The following is an 18417-nucleotide window of genomic DNA, read 5'->3' as shown; positions in this document are numbered from 1 at the left end:
CCATGTCTGCACTCGCCGTCCCTAAATTTCCCCGCTCCAGCTCCACCCCCGACTGGACGCTTTTCGAGCTTCTCTCCCAGCAGGCAGGTCTTCCCTTATGTTACCTGGCAGGGCCAAGGGAGAAATTTCTCTCCGGCATTGCCTTCCTCGGCTGGAACGAGGGTCATCTCCTCGTGGCGGCATCGCTTCAGGATACCGACCTCGCCTCCGAAGCCATCCGGGATTCCCAGCACCTCTGGGAACTCGGAGATGTCTTCGAGATTTTTCTCCACGGTGCGGATGAGCCGTATTACCTCGAGCTTCATGTTTCTCCGACGGGACATAGACTCCAGCTGCAGATTCCCGACAGTGTCACCCCACGCCCAGCTGTGGGCGAGTGCATTGTCGACGATGAGCCTTTGTTTGAGTTCCTGACCCGCCACACGGATGGTCTCTGGGAAATCGTCGCCATCATACCCTGCCCGGCCGCTTCTGCAGACGGAAGCGCCCGCGTCTCGCTCAGCCGTTACGACGCCGGACCAGACCGCGCCCCGGTCCTCTCCTCGACCTCCCGTCATGCCGAGATTAATTTTCACCGTCAGCACGAGTGGACGCCGCTGGTTTTTGTCGATTAGCGACGCTGGGATTTGCTTGCCACAGTGCAATCCACCCGCTTTGACTGTGCCAATATGGCACGGCGCGGAACCCTGCTCATCGTCGACGACGAAAAAAACACCCGGGATGGATTGAGGGTCGCCCTCGAGGATGAATTTGAGGTCTATGTGGCCGGCGATATCTCCGGTGCGCTTTCCATCATGGAAACCGATCCGGCGGATGTCCTTATCACGGATCTGAGACTCGGCGGCGAAGATGGCATGGCTCTTATTGAAAAGGCGCTCAAGCTGCCCAAACCGCCCGTCTGTATCATGATGACCGCCTACGGTTCCGTCGATACCGCCGTGGAGGCCATGCGGCGGGGCGCTTACGACTTTGTCACCAAGCCGGTGAATATCGATCGCCTGGAACTCCTCATCCAGCGGGCTTTACGTGAGCGCGACACCCGCAAGGAGAACGAGGAGTTGCGACAGCAGGTCGAAAAGCGCTCAGGTCTGGAGAACATGATCGGCCAGTCGTCCCCAATGGTCGAGGTCTTCGAGACGATCAAGCAGGTCGCCCCCTCCCGGGCAACCATCCTCATCCAGGGCGAAACCGGGACCGGCAAAGAACTCGCCGCCCGTGCCATTCATCTGCTCAGCCCCCGGGCAGGTAAAAAATTCGTCACAGTCCACTGCAAGGCATTCTCATCACAACTTCTTGAGAGTGAGCTTTTTGGACACGAAAGAGGTGCCTTTACCGGAGCCTTTGAACGACGTATCGGACGCTTTGAACAGGCTAGCGGCGGAACACTCTTCCTCGACGAAATCGGAGAAATCGACGAAAACACCCAAGTGAAGATCCTTCGCGCCATCGGCGAACGCACTTTTGAGCGCGTGGGGGGTAATCAGACCATCCAGACCGACGTCCGCCTGGTCGCTGCGACCAATAAGGATCTCGCCAAGCTCGTCTCCGAGGGCAAGTTCCGCGACGATCTCTATTTTCGCCTAAACGTCGTCCAGATCACGATGCCTCCGCTGCGCTCGCGCAAGGAGGACATTCCGCTGCTCGCCCAGTCTTTCCTGAAAGAATCGGCCAAGGAAAACGGCAAGCCGTTCCGGGACCTCTCACCCGAGGCCGCTGCCTGCATCATCCACTACGACTGGCCCGGCAATGTCCGCGAACTCCGCGCCGCCATCGAGCACGCTGTCGTCATGTGCTGCACTCCCCGTATCGGAGTGCGCGACCTCCCGGCCTCGGTCCGGCAGGGAATCCCGTCCATTTCTCCCCTGGTCGAAGAGCCGCATGCATCTGGTCGATTAAATTTGCACCAAACCGAACAGGCACTTATTTTCCGCGCTCTGGAAGAGTGCGGCGGCAATCGAACCGAAGCAGCGCGGAAGCTGGGAATCAGCCGCCGAACGCTTCATCGACGGCTTCGCGACCTGAAAATCACCAATCCACCGATTCAATAGACCTATTTTATGGCCTCCGGCGACGTACAAGTCCAATCCGCCGTGCACTCCCTCGACCAAGGCTTGTTCGCCTTGCTCATCAAGGGGGGCATGATTGCCGTGCTCGTGATCGCAGTTTCCCTCCTGTACCTCTTCGTGCAGTTCAAGGGTCTGGACAACTCCAGCGCCATGGATCAGGCGCAGATCGCCCGCAATATCGCCTCGGGTAAGGGATACACCACAGGCAACATCCGACCCGCCGCCCTTTGGATGTACAAGAACCATCTCAGTGAGTCCGTCGACCAGATCGATCTGAATCGCTTCCCGGATTTCTATCAGGCTCCGCTGAATCCCTGGATCAATTCCTTTGCCCTCCGCCTGATCAAAGGCAGTTGGAAAATGTCCCCGACTCAGATCCCTTACTCTGGGGATCGCATGGTAGCGGCAGTCGCGATGATCACCTTTCTGCTGGCCATTGGCGTGTGGTTCCTGGTCGTGCAGAAGCTGTTCGACACGAAGCTCGCCTTTTTCGCCTCCATGGCGGCGCTCGTTACCGATCTTCTCTGGCAATTCTCGCTGAGCGGACTCCCGCAAATGCTTGTGCTGCTACTCTTTGGCCTCGCGAGCCTGGCCACTTTATACGCGATGGAAGCCGCCGGAAATGACCAGTTCACCCATACTCTGGGCTGGCTGGTGGGAGCAGGTGCGCTCTTCGGCCTCATGACGCTCGCACATGGTCTGGCCTTTTGGCTGTTCGTGGGTTGGGCCGTCTTTGCCGCCATTTACTTCCGTCCCCGCGGCCTCGCTTTCCTGGCGGCCTTGGCTGCGTTTCTGGTCATTGTCACCCCCTGGCTGGTGCGCACCTATCAGGTCTGCGGCAATCCCTTTGGCCTGGGCTTCTATGAAATGTTCTTCGATCAGACGCCAACCGAAGGTTATCAGCGCGCATCGGAGCTGACTATCGGCGGTTCGGGCATCAGCCTTCAAGGCAAGGTGCGAGCCAATCTAGTTCGCCAGTTGGACGGTCTCTTTGGCCTGATCGGCCTCAACATCGCCGCCGGTGCCTTCTTCCTCGCGCTGTTCCATCGCTTCCGCTCGCACAAGGCCGCCATGTTTAAATGGTGCGTTCTAGCCATGTGGGTCTCCGCAGTTTTTGGAATGAGTCTCTACCGTGGCTTTGAAGTCATGTCAGAAAACCAGCTCCATGTGATTTTCATCCCAATATTCGCCGCATTCGGCTTTGCCTTTCTGCTGGTCTTGTGGAGTCGACTGGAATTTGGCGGTGCACTCTTCCGGGTGATTTTTATCTCTGCCGTCATCTTCCTGTGCGGCATCCCTCTGCTGATTACGCTTTTCTCCGGGCAGCAGGGACGCATTCAGTGGCCGCCATACGTTCCTCCGGTGATCGGTATGCTCGGTGAATGGTTCGACGAAGATGAAGCGATCTGCTCCGATATGCCGTGGGCTGTCGCATGGTATGCCCAGCGCCCCTCTCTGCTCATGCCCAAGAGCATGAAAGACTTTAATCGCATCCACGACTACAACGAGACAAAGCAGCCGATCAATGGCCTGTTCCTCACGCCGATCAGCGGCAATCAGCGCCTTTTCTCCGATATCTACAAGGGCAATCTCAAAGACTGGGCGCCCCTGGTTACCCGCCCTCCCAAGGTGGACGGCTTCCCGCTGACCTCGTATACCGCCCTCCCGATCGAGGCCGAGTGCATCATCTTTGCAGACCGCGATCGCTGGAGTCAGCCCCGGAGCAGCAAGTGAGCCAGCCCCCATCAGGCTCCGCCTCCATCGAGGAGGCCATGCAGAAGCTCGAGGCTCTCGTCGGCGAGATGGAATCTGGAAAACTCCCTCTGGAGAAGCTACTTGCACACTACGAGGAAGGCGTCTCGCTGGTGAAACTTTGTCAGGAAAGACTCGACGCGGCCGAGGAAAAGATTCAAATCATCAAGCGAAATGCCTCCGGTCCCGCTGGACTGGACGATTTCCATTCGTATTCAAATGAATCATAACGAATCTTTGCTCTCGCAGATTCACTCACCCACCGACGTCAAAAGCATCGAGGAAAAGGATCTTACCCAGCTTGCAGCAGAGATTCGCGAGGAACTCATCCGGGTTCTCTCGGAAACCGGCGGCCACCTCGGCCCCAACCTGGGCGTGGTGGAGCTCACCATCGCCCTGCACCGCGTCTTTGAGACACCCAGGGACAAGTTTCTCTTCGACGTCAGCCATCAGGGTTACGTCCACAAGCTCCTGACCGGGCGCCGCGACCGTTTTTCCACCATCCGCCAGTATGAGGGGCTGAACGGCTTTCTCCTCCGCACCGAAAGCGAGCACGACTGCTACGGAGCAGGCCACGCTGGAACCGCTCTCTCCGCCGCTCTCGGCATGGCGGCTGGCCGCGATCAGGTCGGCGGCGACGAACACGTCGTCTGCGTGGCGGGAGACGCCGCTTTTACCTGCGGAGTCAGCTTCGAGGCTCTCAACAACGTCGCCACCACAACGAAACGCCTCATCGTCGTCCTGAATGACAACGAGTGGTCCATCGCCAAGAATGTCGGCGCGGTCGCAGAGTACCTGAACCGCATCGTCACTAACCCCGCCTTTTCCGATCTGCACGAAAAGGCTGGCAAGTTCGTCGAGTGGCTCGGCGGCAAATACGCCCGTTCCCTCGCCCACAAGGTCGAGGCGGGCATGAAGAACCTGCTGGCGCCGAGCGTGATTTTCGAGGACCTGGGCCTGCGCTATTACGGCCCGATTGACGGACACGACATTCCGCTCCTCATTCGCACCTTTGAATTTCTCAAGACGCAGAACGAGCCAGTCATCCTCCACATTCTGACCCAGAAGGGCAAAGGCTACGCGCCCGCCCTGGCCAAGCCGGACAAGTTTCACGGCCTCGGCAAGTTCCAGCTCGATACCGGCGAGACGCTCGCATCCCCTTCCCCGACCTACTCGGAACTCCTTGGCAAAACGCTGGCCGATTTCGCCGATCACAACAACAAGATCGTCGCCATCACCGCCGCCATGCCGACCGGCACGGGACTGGTAAACTTCGCCAAGCGCCACCCCGCCAAGTGCTATGACGTCGGCATCGCCGAGGAACACGCCGCCCTCTTCGCCAGCGGCCTGGCCATTCAGGGCCTGAAGCCTTTCCTGGCGATCTACTCCACTTTCATGCAGCGCGCCTACGACATGATCATTCATGACATCGCGCTACAGAACCTCAATGTCTGCCTGTGCATGGATCGTGCCGGCCTCTCCGGTGACGATGGCCCGACGCATCACGGCCTCTTTGATATTGCCTACCTCCGCCCCGTACCGGGTCTCGTGCACATGCAGCCCAAGGACGAGGAGGAGTTCGTCGACATGCTCTGGACGATGGCCAACTATCACGAAGGTCCCATCGCCATCCGCTACCCGCGAGGCAGTGGCACGGGCGCCGTCCCCAAAGCGCAGCCGAAGATCCTTGAAATCGGCAAGTCCGAGGTCATACGTCACGGCAAGCAGGTCGCCATCGTTGCTCTCGGCAACATGGTCGAAGTCGCCCTCGATACTGCAGCCATGCTTGAGGAAAAAGGCATCTCCACCGCCGTGATCAATGCCCGCTGGATCAAGCCGCTCGACGCTGCAACCATCGAGTTTTTCGCCCGCGGTTGCGAGGTCCTTTGCACGATGGAAGACCATGTGCTGACCAACGGCTTTGGCTGCGGAGTCATGGAACTCCTCGCCGACCAGCACGTCACCACGCCGGTCGTCCGCATCGGATGGCCCGATCAGTTTGTCGAGCACGGCACCGTCCCAATCCTGCGCGCCAAGCACGGCCTCACGGCCGAGGCCGCGGTGGAAAAAATCGTCTCCGCCCTCCCGGCGACCAAGGTTTCCAGCCGGACAATTCCCGCGGCGTAGCAAGGATTCGCGAGGAAATTCGCGCTGAGGCTGGATTTCTTCGCAGACGTCCTTAAACTGCCCGCGCATGAAGTACATTTTCGTCACCGGCGGCGTGGTCAGTTCCCTGGGCAAGGGGCTCGCCGCGGCATCCCTCGGTACCCTGCTCGAGCATCGCGGGCTCAAAGTCGTCCTCCAGAAACTCGACCCGTACCTCAACGTCGACCCTGGCACGATGAACCCGTTTCAGCACGGGGAAGTGTACGTCCTCGCCGACGGAGCCGAGACCGATCTCGATCTCGGCCACTACGAGCGATTCACCAACTGCGTCCTCACCCGCGAAAACAACGTCACCAGCGGCCAGGTCTATGAAACCGTATTGGCCAACGAACGCCGCGGCGACTACCTCGGCAAGACCGTTCAGGTCATTCCGCACATCACCGACGAGATCAAGCGCCGCATCCGCGCGCTCGGTGAGAACTCCGGCGCCGACATCCTCATCACCGAGATCGGAGGGACCACCGGCGACATCGAGGGACTGCCCTTCCTCGAAGCCATTCGTCAGTTTCAGCTCGAGGCGGGCCACGGCAACGTCCTCGTCATGCACGTCACGCTCGTGCCCTACATCAAGGCCGCGGGTGAACTGAAGACCAAGCCGACCCAGCAGAGCGTCGCCAAGCTGCGCGAGATCGGGCTCCAGCCCCAGGTGCTCATCTGTCGCACCGAGAATCCTCTCGATCTCGATGTGCGCCAGAAGCTCTCGCTTTACTGCAACGTCCCGGTGGAAGCCGTCATCGAAGCCGGTGACGTCGAGCACACCATTTACGAATCCCCGCTCAACCTCCAGGCCGAGGGCCTCGACGATTACGTCTGCCGCATCCTCAATCTTAACACGCCGGAACCCGACATGTCGGACTGGAAGAAATTCGTCCAGCGCGTGGTGAATCCCAAGAAGAGCGTCCGTATCGCTGTCGTCGGCAAATACATCGAGCTTCAGGATGCCTACAAGAGCATCTACGAAAGCCTGACCCACGCCGCCGCCGCCAATGACTGCGCCGCCGACCTCGTGCTCGTCGACGCCGAGGATCTGGAAAACGAAGGCGCGGAGAAATACCTGCAGGGCGTCGCTGGCGTCCTCGTTCCTGGTGGCTTCGGCGACCGAGGCACGGAGGGCAAGATCGCTGCCGCCCGCTTTGCTCGCGAATCCCGCACGCCCTTCCTCGGTCTCTGCCTCGGCATGCAGATCGCGACCATCGAATTTGCCCGCAACGTCTGCGGCCTCGACCATGCCAACAGCACGGAATTCGACCCTCAGACGCCGCACCCGGTCATCCATATCCTGGAGGAACAGCGCGACGTGACGACCAAGGGCGCTTCCATGCGCCTCGGCACCTGCCCGACCATCTTCAGCAAAAACAGCCTTGCTCATCAGGTCTACGGACGCCCCGAGGCCAACGAGCGCCATCGCCATCGCTATGAGTTCAACATGGCCTATCGCGAGCAGATGGAGAAAAAGGGCTTCGTCATTTCTGGCACCTCCCCGGACGGCACTCTCGTCGAACTGATCGAGATCAAGAACCACCCGTGGTTCCTGGCCTGCCAGTTCCATCCGGAGTTCCAGTCCAAGCCGAATGGGTCGCATCCGCTCTTCAAGGGATTCATCGCCGCCTGCCTCGCGCACCAGGACTAAAACTCTCATCACATCACCATGACTTCCGTCCTCCACCGGTGGTCGTTCTATGGGTGGCTCGCCGTGTGTTTCGCGGGAGCCGCCTCGTTGGCCATTCTCGCCCTCGCCCGAGGAGAGCACGTCAGTGCTCTCTGGATGGTCATTGCCTCGGTCTGTGTCTTTGCCCTCGCCTATCGGTTCCATTCCGCCTGGCTGATGGCCAAGGTGCTCACGCTCAATGACGCACGCCTGACGCCTGCGATTACCAATGAGGACGGCAAGGACTACGTACCCACCAATCGGTGGATTGTCTTTGGCCACCACTTCGCTGCCATCGCCGGCCCTGGCCCACTGGTCGGCCCCGTCCTCGCTGCGCAGTTCGGGTTTCTTCCGGGTATGCTCTGGATTCTTGTCGGCGCCACCCTGGGTGGAGCGGTGCACGACAGCATTATTCTCTTCTGCTCCGTCCGTCGACGCGGTCGGTCTCTCGGCCAGATGGTGCGAGACGAGGTGGGGCCCTTTGCCGGATTCATCGCCCTCATCAGCATTGTCGCCATCATGATCATCCTGCTGGCCGTGCTGGCGCTGGTGGTGGTAAAGGCGCTGGCGGAAAGCCCATGGGGCCTCTTTACCATTCTCGCCTCGATCCCGATCGCCATGCTCATGGGCATCGCCCTGCGGATGTTCAAGATGTCCGTGGGATGGGTCAGCATCTTCGGTGTTGCCGCCCTCATCGCCTCGGTCGTTGCCGGACAATGGATCAAGGGTTCTCCGCTGGAAGGCCCACTTACCGCCGAGGAACTCAAGCTCGCATGGGGCATCATGGGCTACGGCCTTCTCGCTTCCGTCCTCCCCGTCTGGCTGCTGCTCGCTCCTCGTGATTACCTGAGCACGTTCATGAAGATCGGCGCTGTCGCTCTTCTCGGCGTCGCTATCGTCATTCTCGCTCCGAAGCTCCAGATGCCCGCGCTGACAAAGTTCATAGACGGCACAGGGCCGGTCTTTGCCGGCCCGGTCTTTCCTTTCGCCTTCATCACGATTGCCTGCGCGGCGGTCTCAGGCTTCCACGCCCTTATCGCGTCCGGAACCACGCCCAAGATCATCACAAGTGAAAAAGACATTCGTGTCATTGGCTATGGCGCGATGATCACGGAAATGCTCGTGGGCATCATGGCCCTCATCGCCGCCTGCGCGATGCCTCCCGGCGAATACTTCGCCATCAACATGAAAGGCGAACCTGCCGCCGTCGTCCAAAAAGTCACGGCGCTCGGCTTCCCGGTCACGACTGAGCAGATGACCCAGCTCGCCGAGAATGTCGGCGAGGCCAATATGGTCGGCCGCACAGGTGGCGCTCCCACCTTTGCCGTTGGCATGGCCTCGATGTTTGCCGGCGTCTTTGGCAGCAAGGCCGCCATCTCGGTCTGGTACCACTTTGCCATCATGTTTGAGGCGATGTTCATCCTCACCACGATCGACGCCGGCACCCGCGTCGGGCGATTTCTCGTCCAGGACCTCCTGGCGTATATCTGGAAGCCACTCGGACGCACCGACTTCGCTCTGGGTAACTTCCTCGCCTCCGCCGCCTTTGTCGCGGCCTGGGGATACTTCCTCATCCAGGGCGTGCTCGATCCACTCGGCGGGATCAATTCACTCTGGCCGATCTTTGGCGTCGCCAACCAGCTCCTCGCCGTGATCGCGCTTTCTCTGGGCGTCACTGTCCTGATCAAGATGGATCGCATCCGGTATGTCTGGGTGGCTCTTCTTCCTCTGGTCTGGCTTTCAATCGTCACGATGACAGCGGGCTGGATGAAGATTTTCAGCGCCGACCCACGCCTCGGTTTCCTCAGTGCAGCCGCCGACTTCAAGGCCAAGCTGGCCGCCGGCGGGACTCCCGAGCAGCTCGCCACCTGGAATCACCTCCTGATGAACAACTACGTGAATACCGGCGTCACTGCCGCGTTTCTCATACTGGTTCTGCTTGTTGTCCTCTCCTGCGCCCGGGTATGGTGGCAGCTTATCGTGCAAGGTAAGTCCATCCCGCTCCGCGAGGAGCCTCCGATTTTCGCCCAAGCTTCCTGACCTCCCATGGCTGCTCGCATTCCTGTCCTTATTTCCCGTAATCCCTACGAAGTCATCGTCGGCCATGATATTCTCCGCCGCGCAGGAGAGTTCATCAGCCAGGTATTGCCTGCTTCACGCTGCGCTCTCATTACGGACAGCAATATCGCTCCCCTGTATGCAGAGACGGTGGAGACAAGCCTGGAAGCAGCAGGATTCGAGGTCACAACGATCATTGTACCCCCGGGCGAGCCCTCCAAGGCACTGGGATTCATCGAGGATGTCTGCGATCAGATGATCGAGGCGGGACTTGACCGACGGAGCGCAGTGATCGCACTGGGCGGCGGGGTTATCGGCGATCTCGCCGGATTTGTTGCCAGCATTTTTTATCGCGGCATCCCGCACGTCCAGATTCCCACCACGGTCGTCGCTCAGGTCGACAGCTCACTCGGAGGAAAGACCGGCGTCAACTCCCGCAAGGGCAAAAACCTGCTTGGTGCATTTCACCAGCCATCTCTTGTCATCACTGATGTCAATACGCTGGATACCCTGCCCAAGCGGGAATTCAATGAAGGCTTTGGCGAGATTATCAAGCATGCCGCCATTCGTGACGCGGCAATGCTGGAAGACCTCTTGGCCGAGACATCCCCGGACCTTGGCGAACTCATCTCCCGTAACGTCAAGATCAAGGCCCGCATCGTCGCGGAAGATGAATTCGAACGCCATGGGCTCCGCGCTCTCCTGAACTTCGGTCACACCATCGGCCACGCCATCGAGAACGCCGCGGGATACGGGCGCTACCTGCATGGCGAAGCCATCAGCCTCGGCCTCGTCGCAGCGGCCCGCATCTCGGTCAAGAAAGCCGACCTTTCCGAGGAATCCGCGGAAAAAATCATCACGGCTCTTAAAGCCTACAATCTCCCGACATCCCTCCCTGCGGACATCACCACCGATACCCTGCTGGCAGCCCTCAGCCGGGACAAAAAGTTCGAATCCGGAGCCATTCGGTTCGTCGTGGTTCCGGAACTCGGCGAGGCTTTCGTCTCCAAGGACGTGACCGAGGAGGATCTCCGCGAAGCCATCGAAAGCCTCCGTTGATTTTCCCCGGGATCAAGTCTCCATCTGTCCTTTCGCTGCTGGCTTCCCTGAATGCCAGAGGATCAGAAAAAACCATTCCGACGGTCTTGGAGTAGTCCCCCTCCAAAAAACACTGGGCTGCGGAGAGCGTGGCCATACCGGATCGCCCTGACCACTGGAGCTCTCGAAATCGTTTTCCTCTCCGGGAATTCGCTTCCCGTGTCGCTGTGGCTCCGCTGTGGCTCCGCGGTGGCTCGTTTCATTCGGCCTGTGCCTCGCTCTTCTCCTCAAGGGCCCGTGGGCCAGGGTCCAGGGCTTCGCCCTCAGCGGAGTCTCAACGATTCTTGCGACGTGCGTCCAGCAAACGCTCGTTATCCATAGCGCCATGACGCGACAGGTGCTTGGCTGGCCTCCCGCCAGGGAGTTGCATACTTGAAACCTTATTTATCTGATGCCGCGCGGGCGGAGTCAAAACGGTAGATCGTTTCGCCCGGTCTCATCAGGTCGAGTTTGTCGCGGGCGATGATCTCGATATACTCGGGATCATTCTGGAGCAGATACACTTCCCGCTCGCGCTGCTTTTGTGTGAGTTGGAGCGAAGCGAGATGCATCTTCTTGTCCTCAAGCTGCGCCACGAGCTTGTTGCGATATGTCACCTCCGGATAAAACCAGAAGGCCACAATCGCGAGAAATCCCAGGAAAACGAGGACCATCAGGACACGGTTCAGCGCCTTGAGGAAGGTGGCGTCCTTCCGTTTGCGGCGTGTTTCGACCGATGACCTCATTGGCGAATGATAATGGGATTGAGATTTTTAGGCAACCCTTTGGCTTGACTAATTAAATGCGCCGTGATCCGGCGAAAAGAAAGACCGGCTGGGAGATTCCCAGCCGGTCTTCGAAGTAACGATTGCGACTAGCGGACTAGAACTTGCCGCCGTACACAGCGTCGTCGCCGAGGAGTTCCTCGATGCGAATGAGCTGGTTGTACTTGGCCACGCGATCGGTGCGGCAGAGCGAACCGGTCTTGATCTGGCCGGCGTTCGTCGCGACAGCGATGTCGGAGATCGTCGTGTCCTCGGTCTCGCCGGAGCGATGGCTGATGACCGCAGTGTAGTTGTGTTCCTTGGCGAGTTCGATGGCGTCGAGCGTCTCGGTGAGCGAACCGATCTGGTTCACCTTCACGAGGATCGAGTTGGCCACGCCGCGGTCGATGCCCTTCTGGAGGAAGGACACGTTGGTGACGAAAAGATCGTCGCCAACGAGCTGAACCTTGTCGCCGATGGCCTCGGTGAGGAGCTTCCAGCCGTCCCAGTCGTTCTCGGAGCAGCCGTCCTCGATCGAGACGATCGGGTACTTGCCGACGAGGGTCTTGTAGTAGGCCACGAGTTCCTCAGCCGTGCGGACGGAGCCGTCGGACTTCTTGAAGACGTAGGCCTTCTTGGAGGCGTCGTAGAATTCGCTGGAGGCGCAGTCGAGAGCGATGAAGATCTCTTCGCCGAACTTGTAGCCAGCGGCCTTCACGGCGTTGGCGATGGAGTCGAGGGCGTCCTCGGCGGAGGAGAGAGCCGGGGCGAAGCCGCCTTCGTCACCGATGGCGGTGGAAAGACCGCGCTTCTTGAGCTCACCCTTGAGGGCGTGGAAGACTTCCACACCGGCGCGGAGCGCGTCGGAGAAGGTGTCAAACTTCTTCGGGATGATCATGAACTCCTGGAAGTCGATCGGAGCATCCGAGTGGGCGCCGCCGTTGAGGATGTTCATCATCGGCACCGGGAGAACCTTGGCGTTAGGTCCGCCGAGGTACTTGAAGAGCGGGATGCCGAGCTGTTCGGCAGCGGCCTTGGCCGTGGCGAGCGAAACCGCGAGGATCGCGTTCGCGCCGATCTTACCCTTGTTCTCCGTTCCGTCGATGGCGTTCATCGTCTTGTCGATGAGCACCTGGTCGAGGGCGTTGAGGCCTACGAGCTCGGGAGTGAGGATGTCGTTGACGTTCTCGACAGCCTTGAGGACGCCTTTGCCAAGGTAGACTCCCTTGTCGCCGTCGCGCAGTTCCCAAGCCTCATGCTCGCCGGTCGAGGCGCCACTGGGCACCGCAGCGCGGCCAATCGCGCCGCCCGCGAGTTCTACGTCGGCTTCAACAGTGGGATTGCCTCGCGAATCAATGATTTGGCGAGCCGTAATCGAGGTGATGACAGTATCGGACATTATTTGTGTGTGTGCTTGTAATTAGCGCAGGAAAGCATCGCTGGCGCTCTGTTTGAGGCAAGCAGATTCCATGCACATGTGTTGTCTTATCCCAACCATTTTTACGAAACCGATGGTTTCGCGAGGACGTGCACCTTTTCGGCGAGGATGTCGAGGTTGGTAAAGGGTTCGATCTTTTCGATGGTGACGTTGTGGACGCCAAACTCGGCCGGGAGCTGGACGCTTTCGCCCACCTTTTTGCCGAGGAGCGCCTGCCCGATCGCCGCCTTGTAGGAGACGATACCGAGCTCCGGCGCGCTGTCCCACGCCCCGAGGATGCTGTACACCTCGATAGCGCCGTCGGGGGTCTTCAGAGTGACGACCGTGCCGATGGAGACCTGCGTCGTGTCGGGGTTCTCAAAGTTCGTTCCGCGAGCCTGGCCGAGATCGCGCTCGGACTCCGCACGACGGCGGGCCAGCACGCGCTGCTGCTCCTTGGCCGACTTGAACTCGAAGTTCTCGCGCAAATCGCCGTAGGAACGGGCGATCTGGATGTCGCGGATGTTTTGTGGGATCTGGCGGTTGACCAGGTCCTCGTGCTCTTCCTTGCGCTTCTCCAGGCTGGCCCAGGAAACGGTAAGGGTCTCCTGCCGCTCACCGCTATCGCCGGTGATCATGGACTGGAGCTCAGGGTAAATCTTCACGATACGGGCGAGGAGCGAGCGCTTGCTCAGATCCTCAAAGACGGGCGTGAGAAGGAGGCGGCGCAGGGCGTCGCGGACTTCGTCGTGCTCGGCCGTGGTGAGGAGTTCACCGATGAGTTCACGATCTTCAAAGAGAAGGTCGTGGAGACGGGCTCCGCGCTTCTCGGCAAGCTGGTCGCGCTCAAGAGCACTGAAGACCGCGCCGAGGAGGTCGTGATTGAAGAGCTCCGGGTACGACGCACCACGCTCTTTGCAAAGCCAGATGAGCATTTCGGAAGAGGCGGAGCGCTCGCTGATCCAGCGAGCCAGCACGAGGCGGAGATCCTCCTGGCGGCCTTCCTTCTCGACGATGCGGCTGATCTCGACCACGAGGCGGTTCGGAGCTTCCTGCATCACGCGGAAAATCACATCGAGCCATTCGTCTCCGAAGGCAACCGGAAACTGCTCGACGGCCTTCTTCTGCTTGATGGCAGGGAGAGCGGCAAAGAGCTCCTGGAGACGGGGCTGCTCGCCCTTGAGGATCTCGGCCACACTCGGGGCACCCTCGCCCGTCTTGATCGCCGGGTGGCGGGCAATGATTTCATCGCGAGCCTGGAGCATTTCCAGCGCCTGCGCGGGCTGGAGGCGGCGCACCTTGGCGGCGGCGGCTTCGATCTGGGTCACCAGCACCTGAAGTTCGCTGGCATCGGTAAAGTCGGGAAGAGCCTTGACGATCTGGTCGAGGGCGGCGATCTGATCCTTCAGATGGCGCGCAGCGCGGAACCGCTCGAGCAATCCGCTCGTCGGAGCCTCCGGGGAGGCGAGCAGCACGACCGGATCGGTCTTTTTCGCGGGAAGCTGGAAGTGGCCATCGGCCTTGAGCTTCTTCTTGGCGGCATCCCACCACTTTTTGAACGAAGGGGCGTCGAAAACCTCGGGCACGAGAGAGGTCGTGATCTGCTCGACCGTCGCCTTGCCGCCAAAGTCATTGAGGATCGAACGAGTGAGCCCCACCGGGTCTTCCGCCGCCTCCGCCTTCACCGCAGCCGGGTCGACCGCCTTGCGAGCGAGAATGTGGCCGGCCGGGATGTGCGTCAGCGTTTCGGCTGCGTATTGGGCCTGCATCGGGTGGCCCTTCTTGCCCTTGAAATCAATGATCACCTGTCCGGTGATAAGGTTCCATTCCGCGATCTTTCCAAAACCCCAGCTCTTGTGCTGGCAGAATTCGCCGGGTGCGAGCTTTTCCAGGGCTTCGGCAGCCGCCTGGGAGAGCTTTCCTGCATCCACAGCGTTTTGCAGTTCTTCGTTCATCACCTCTGTTGTCTGATGGAATTGCGTCCGCTGCAAGGCGAACTGCATTTTCCTCTGATTGAAGTGCCTTGCCGGAAGTCATTTGCCGTCCCCGCGATCTCGTGTTTTATTCCGCCCTTCATGTCTTCCCTCCTCGCCACAGAGCCCTCTGAACGCCTTTCCGATGCCCTCGAAAGGCTCCTCCGCGAGGCAAATGGCCAGCCGATGCGCATTCGGGACATGGTGGAGGCCCTGCAGGGCCGGGGGCTGCAAATGGTGATCATCCTGCTTTGCCTGCCATTTCTCGCCCCGGTGACAATTCCCGGAATTTCGATCCCGTTTGGCTTCGCCATCATGCTCAGCGGCGTCCGGATCGCCTTCGGACACCGTCCGTGGCTGCCGGGATTCATTTTAAACCGCTCGCTCTCCTACCCCTCACTGGAACGTATGGTGACCTATGGCTGCCGAGTTCACCGAAAAATCGAGCGCGTGGTGCGTCCCCGCATGTCGGCGGTCCTGGACACTCCCGGCATGACGATGGTCACCGGCCTGACCATTGCGCTGGCCGGCTTTCTCCTCAGCCTCCCCATTCCCCCGCCCTTCCCGCTGACAAATACTATTCCGGGATTCGCGATCATCTTCCTTTCTCTTGGCTCAATGGAACGCGACGGCCGCACCATCCTTTGGGGCTACGCCCTGACCGCGCTCGCGACAGTCTACGTCGCCGCCATCGCCGTCGTCGGAAAGGCCGGAGCCGTCCAGCTATGGAAATTCCTCAGCGGGCTTTTCTAGCTTTGGCGATCCGACCTATTCGACGATCTGGACAGTCACGGCGTTCGACACGGCTTTTCCCCGTTTCCATACGCTGCCTTTGCTGGCAGATACCAGTCGCCAGGAAAAATTATAGGTTCCCGGCACCATCGGAGCCGGAATGCAGAAAGATGAGTTCACCTTTTCTCCCGCAGGCATCCGTCCACTCTTGAGGAAAGTTCCACAGTCGAGGCCATCGACGTCATATTTGCTCTGAGCGCCTGGCGCACTCGATACTTCCAGTTCCCCGAGCGGTCGGACCCCACCTTCAGCCCGGTAGTCGGCTGCCAGGTTCCTGAGATTCTCCAACTTACGCGTCACAGACTCTGGAGGATCCTTCTCCGCTGCAAGTCGCTGAAGCTCGCTTCTCCTTTCAAGGTAATTGTCCTCCATCCTTTTCAGATCCGCCCAATCGTAAAGTCGAACAAGCACCGGTACATCCTGCTCTGAGCGATTTTTCACCGAGAGGTGAAAAACGATCGATTCGCCCTTCCGATAGGTTCCCTTTTCGGAAGAGAGCTGAATATCCATTGGTTCCTCTGCGACGGAAATAGGAACCCAGATGGCAGAGAAAATCACGGCTACCAGACTCGAGCACAAAGTGCGCAGCATGTTTTTGGGAAGTAGACGCCTTGGGAAACCACATACAAGCACATTGTCTTCATGTTCCCGGGTTGTTCTCGGTCGGAGTCGGTTCCCCGAAACAAAAAAGCCCGGTTTTCACCGGGCCTTCTTGGAAAGTCTGACGTTCGGAGCCTAGTGAGGCACCGGCACGGGCGTGCCGCTGGTGGCGACCTTGTCGAACTCCTCGGGGAATTTCGCGAGGAAGCTCTGGGTCGGCCAGGAGCAGGCTTCACCAAAGGCGCAAACCGTGCGGCCCGCGATATTGTCGGCCACGCTCTTGAGCTCGGCCGGGTCAGCGGCGCGTCCGCCGCCATCCATCATGCGGGTGGTGATCTTCTTCATCCACAGGCTGCCTTCGCGACACGGCGTACACTGGCCGCAACTCTCGTGGGCGTAGAACTGGTTCAGGTTGTTGAGCGCCCAGACCATGTCGCGGGAATCGTCCATGACCATCACGCCGCCGGACCCCACCATCGTGCCGACGGAGGCGAGACTGGCCGCATCCATCACCACGTCGAGCATGGGCACTTCCTTGTCGACCATCTGGCCGTCCGCACCCTTCACCTTGATCTTGTAGACCTCGTCGGCGCGCATGACCTTGGCGGAGCTGCCTCCGGGGATCACGGCCTTGAGTTTGCGACCGGGCTTGAGCCCGCCGCAGATGTCAAAAATCAGTTCGCCGAGCGTCACCGCTCCAGCAGGCAGTTCGTAGAAGCCGGGCTTCATCACGTCGCCGCTCACGCACATGGTACGGGTGCCGCCGTCGCCGGGAGTCCCCATCTTGGCGTATTCCTCGGGACCCATACGGATGATGTGCTTCACGTGGCAGATCGTCTCCACGTTGTTCACGATCGTGGGCTTCATGTAGAGGCCCAGCACGGCCGGGAAATACGGCGGTTTGATGCGCGGATACGGGCGCTTGCCCTCGAGGGACTCGAGGAGGCTCGTTTCCTCACCGCAGATGTAGGCTGCGGCGCCCTGGTGGACGTAGATGTCGCAGTCGAAGCCGGAGCCGAGAATGTTCTGCCCCACGAAGCCACGAGCGCGGGCTTCCTTGATGGCGTTCCACACGATGCGGGCCGCCTCGGGGAATTCGCAGCGGATGTAGATGTAACAAAGGCGGGTGTTCGTCGCGAAGGCCGAGATCACCAGACCCTCGATGAGCTGATGCGGGTCAAAGTGCAGGATGTAGCGATCCTTGAACGTGCCGGGCTCCGACTCGTCGCCGTTCACTACGATGTAGTGCGGCTTGCCGTCGTCGTACTTGATGAAGCTCCACTTCGTGCCGCACGGGAAACCCGCACCGCCACGACCGCGGAGATTCGAGGCCTTCACCTGGTCGATGATGGCCGAAGGCTGCATGGTGATCGCCTTTTTCAGCGACTCGTATCCGCCATGGGCGAGGTACGTGTCGATGGAGGCATCGTAGCCCTCCTTGCTGATGTTTTCAAAAATAACGCGCCGCTCCTTGGGATGCGGTGCGGGCATGACGAATGGCTTGTCGGTCATTTGAGTTTTTCTACGATGCCGGGAACTGCTTCCGGGGAAATGTTTTCGTGGAGGGTGTCGTTGATCAGCGCGACCGGAGCGCTGCCACAGCTGGCCAGACACTCGACGAATTCCACGCTGAACTTGCCATCCGCCGAGGTCGGGGGCGCGATGCCAAAGCCGTGGTGATGGTGGTGCGGGTCGATGCCCGTCGCCTTGCAAAACTGGTCGCGCACCTCGTAGCCGCCCGCCATGGCGCAGGCGAGCGTGCGGCAAACGCGGATGATGGTCTTGCCAGCGGCTTCGCGGCGGAACCACGGGTAGAACGTCACCAGCTCATAGATATTGATGGGCTGGAGGCCGAGCTTGGCGGCGATCCACTCGATGCCGCTGTCGTCGACGAAGCCGAAGTGGTTCTGCCAGTAGTGAAGCAAAGGGAGCGATGCGCTGCGCTTGGAGACAGGGTAATGCGTGACGATTTCGTCGATTTCCGCCTCAAACTGCGGAGTCACCTTGTCAGCTTGCCGCTCAGTCGTGGCGGCAGCATCGGCGGGAGTCTCGGTCATGGTCAGACGTTTTGCGGTTTTCCCGGTTTGGCTTCAAGCAAAACGAT

Annotated in this window: 15 protein-coding genes; 9 read left to right on the top strand and 6 right to left on the bottom strand. The window is 59.9% G+C overall.

Annotated elements, in window-relative coordinates:
• Positions 1–2 precede the first annotated feature (2 nt).
• The 8 genes from TSACC_RS10640 (at position 3) to aroB (ending at position 10749) form a co-directional block, all read left to right on the top strand.
• Entirely contained in the window at positions 3–614 is a 612-nt protein-coding gene (locus TSACC_RS10640) for a DOMON domain-containing protein (RefSeq protein ID WP_075079282.1), read from the top strand.
• Positions 615–668: 54 nt separating this feature from the next.
• Positions 669–2048, top strand: a complete 1380-nt coding sequence (locus TSACC_RS10635; protein WP_075079281.1) for a sigma-54-dependent transcriptional regulator — start codon at positions 669–671, stop codon at positions 2046–2048.
• A gap of 42 nt (positions 2049–2090) precedes the next feature.
• A complete protein-coding gene (locus tag TSACC_RS10630) occupies positions 2091–3800 on the top strand; it encodes an ArnT family glycosyltransferase (protein WP_153811389.1) in 1710 nt (569 codons plus the stop codon).
• Entirely contained in the window at positions 3797–4048 is a 252-nt protein-coding gene (gene xseB, locus TSACC_RS10625; protein WP_202815949.1) for an exodeoxyribonuclease VII small subunit, read from the top strand. The genes TSACC_RS10630 and xseB overlap by 4 nt, the downstream gene beginning before the upstream one ends.
• On the top strand, positions 4038–5945 hold the full coding sequence (dxs, locus tag TSACC_RS10620; RefSeq protein WP_075079278.1) for a 1-deoxy-D-xylulose-5-phosphate synthase: 1908 nt from the start codon (positions 4038–4040) through the stop codon (positions 5943–5945). The genes xseB and dxs overlap by 11 nt, the downstream gene beginning before the upstream one ends.
• Positions 5946–6012: 67 nt before the next feature.
• Positions 6013–7614 carry a CTP synthase gene (pyrG, locus tag TSACC_RS10615; RefSeq protein ID WP_075079277.1) on the top strand — a complete coding sequence of 534 codons (1602 nt, stop codon included), beginning with the start codon at positions 6013–6015 and terminating at the stop codon, positions 7612–7614.
• A gap of 18 nt (positions 7615–7632) precedes the next feature.
• On the top strand, positions 7633–9672 hold the full coding sequence (locus TSACC_RS10610; protein ID WP_075079276.1) for a carbon starvation CstA family protein: 2040 nt from the start codon (positions 7633–7635) through the stop codon (positions 9670–9672).
• A 6-nt stretch (positions 9673–9678) separates the two neighbouring features.
• Complete coding sequence (gene aroB / locus TSACC_RS10605; RefSeq protein WP_075079275.1) at positions 9679–10749, top strand: 3-dehydroquinate synthase; 1071 nt, start codon at positions 9679–9681, stop codon at positions 10747–10749.
• Between the two features lie 419 nt (positions 10750–11168).
• Here aroB and TSACC_RS10595 read toward each other — a convergent pair whose 3' ends face one another.
• The 3 genes from TSACC_RS10595 to TSACC_RS10585 all read right to left on the bottom strand — a co-directional run bounded on the left by TSACC_RS10595 (position 11169) and on the right by TSACC_RS10585 (position 14903).
• Positions 11169–11513, bottom strand: a complete 345-nt coding sequence (locus TSACC_RS10595) for an FtsB family cell division protein (RefSeq protein WP_075079273.1) — start codon at positions 11511–11513, stop codon at positions 11169–11171.
• Positions 11514–11649: 136 nt separating this feature from the next.
• On the bottom strand, positions 11650–12930 hold the full coding sequence (gene eno / locus TSACC_RS10590; protein WP_075079272.1) for a phosphopyruvate hydratase: 1281 nt from the start codon (positions 12928–12930) through the stop codon (positions 11650–11652).
• A gap of 101 nt (positions 12931–13031) precedes the next feature.
• A complete protein-coding gene (locus TSACC_RS10585; protein WP_075079271.1) occupies positions 13032–14903 on the bottom strand; it encodes a GreA/GreB family elongation factor in 1872 nt (623 codons plus the stop codon).
• A gap of 120 nt (positions 14904–15023) precedes the next feature.
• Here TSACC_RS10585 and TSACC_RS22115 point away from each other — a divergent pair, with 120 nt between their 5' ends.
• Positions 15024–15674, top strand: a complete 651-nt coding sequence (locus tag TSACC_RS22115) for an exopolysaccharide biosynthesis protein (protein ID WP_169809607.1) — start codon at positions 15024–15026, stop codon at positions 15672–15674.
• 15 nt (positions 15675–15689) lie between these two features.
• Here TSACC_RS22115 and TSACC_RS10575 read toward each other — a convergent pair whose 3' ends face one another.
• The 3 genes from TSACC_RS10575 to TSACC_RS10565 form a co-directional block, all read right to left on the bottom strand.
• A complete protein-coding gene (locus TSACC_RS10575; RefSeq protein ID WP_237763942.1) occupies positions 15690–16304 on the bottom strand; it encodes a hypothetical protein in 615 nt (204 codons plus the stop codon).
• A 144-nt stretch (positions 16305–16448) separates the two neighbouring features.
• On the bottom strand, positions 16449–17825 hold the full coding sequence (nuoF, locus tag TSACC_RS10570; protein ID WP_237763941.1) for an NADH-quinone oxidoreductase subunit NuoF: 1377 nt from the start codon (positions 17823–17825) through the stop codon (positions 16449–16451).
• Positions 17822–18370, bottom strand: a complete 549-nt coding sequence (locus tag TSACC_RS10565) for an NADH-quinone oxidoreductase subunit NuoE family protein (protein WP_084400368.1) — start codon at positions 18368–18370, stop codon at positions 17822–17824. The genes nuoF and TSACC_RS10565 overlap by 4 nt, the downstream gene beginning before the upstream one ends.
• Between the last annotated feature and the right edge of the window lie 47 nt (positions 18371–18417).

Source organism: Terrimicrobium sacchariphilum (assembly GCF_001613545.1).
Lineage (GTDB): Bacteria > Verrucomicrobiota > Verrucomicrobiia > Chthoniobacterales > Terrimicrobiaceae > Terrimicrobium > Terrimicrobium sacchariphilum.
The sequence above is the reverse complement of the archived record's forward strand: the minus strand, read 5'-3'. Positions and strand labels throughout refer to the sequence as shown.

What these genes read in the sequence shown, in the direction of transcription:
- TSACC_RS10640 (WP_075079282.1), top strand. Translation starts at nt 3, where the DNA reads ATGTCTGCACTCGCCGTCCCTAAATTTCCCCGCTCCAGCTCCACCCCC.
- TSACC_RS10635 (WP_075079281.1), top strand. Translation starts at nt 669, where the DNA reads ATGGCACGGCGCGGAACCCTGCTCATCGTCGACGACGAAAAAAACACC.
- dxs (WP_075079278.1), top strand. Translation starts at nt 4,038, where the DNA reads ATGAATCATAACGAATCTTTGCTCTCGCAGATTCACTCACCCACCGAC.
- pyrG (WP_075079277.1), top strand. Translation starts at nt 6,013, where the DNA reads ATGAAGTACATTTTCGTCACCGGCGGCGTGGTCAGTTCCCTGGGCAAG.
- TSACC_RS10610 (WP_075079276.1), top strand. Translation starts at nt 7,633, where the DNA reads ATGACTTCCGTCCTCCACCGGTGGTCGTTCTATGGGTGGCTCGCCGTG.
- aroB (WP_075079275.1), top strand. Translation starts at nt 9,679, where the DNA reads ATGGCTGCTCGCATTCCTGTCCTTATTTCCCGTAATCCCTACGAAGTC.
- TSACC_RS10595 (WP_075079273.1), bottom strand. Translation starts at nt 11,513, where the DNA reads ATGAGGTCATCGGTCGAAACACGCCGCAAACGGAAGGACGCCACCTTC.
- eno (WP_075079272.1), bottom strand. Translation starts at nt 12,930, where the DNA reads ATGTCCGATACTGTCATCACCTCGATTACGGCTCGCCAAATCATTGAT.
- TSACC_RS10585 (WP_075079271.1), bottom strand. Translation starts at nt 14,903, where the DNA reads ATGAACGAAGAACTGCAAAACGCTGTGGATGCAGGAAAGCTCTCCCAG.
- TSACC_RS22115 (WP_169809607.1), top strand. Translation starts at nt 15,024, where the DNA reads ATGTCTTCCCTCCTCGCCACAGAGCCCTCTGAACGCCTTTCCGATGCC.
- TSACC_RS10575 (WP_237763942.1), bottom strand. Translation starts at nt 16,304, where the DNA reads ATGCTGCGCACTTTGTGCTCGAGTCTGGTAGCCGTGATTTTCTCTGCC.
- nuoF (WP_237763941.1), bottom strand. Translation starts at nt 17,825, where the DNA reads ATGACCGACAAGCCATTCGTCATGCCCGCACCGCATCCCAAGGAGCGG.
- TSACC_RS10565 (WP_084400368.1), bottom strand. Translation starts at nt 18,370, where the DNA reads ATGACCGAGACTCCCGCCGATGCTGCCGCCACGACTGAGCGGCAAGCT.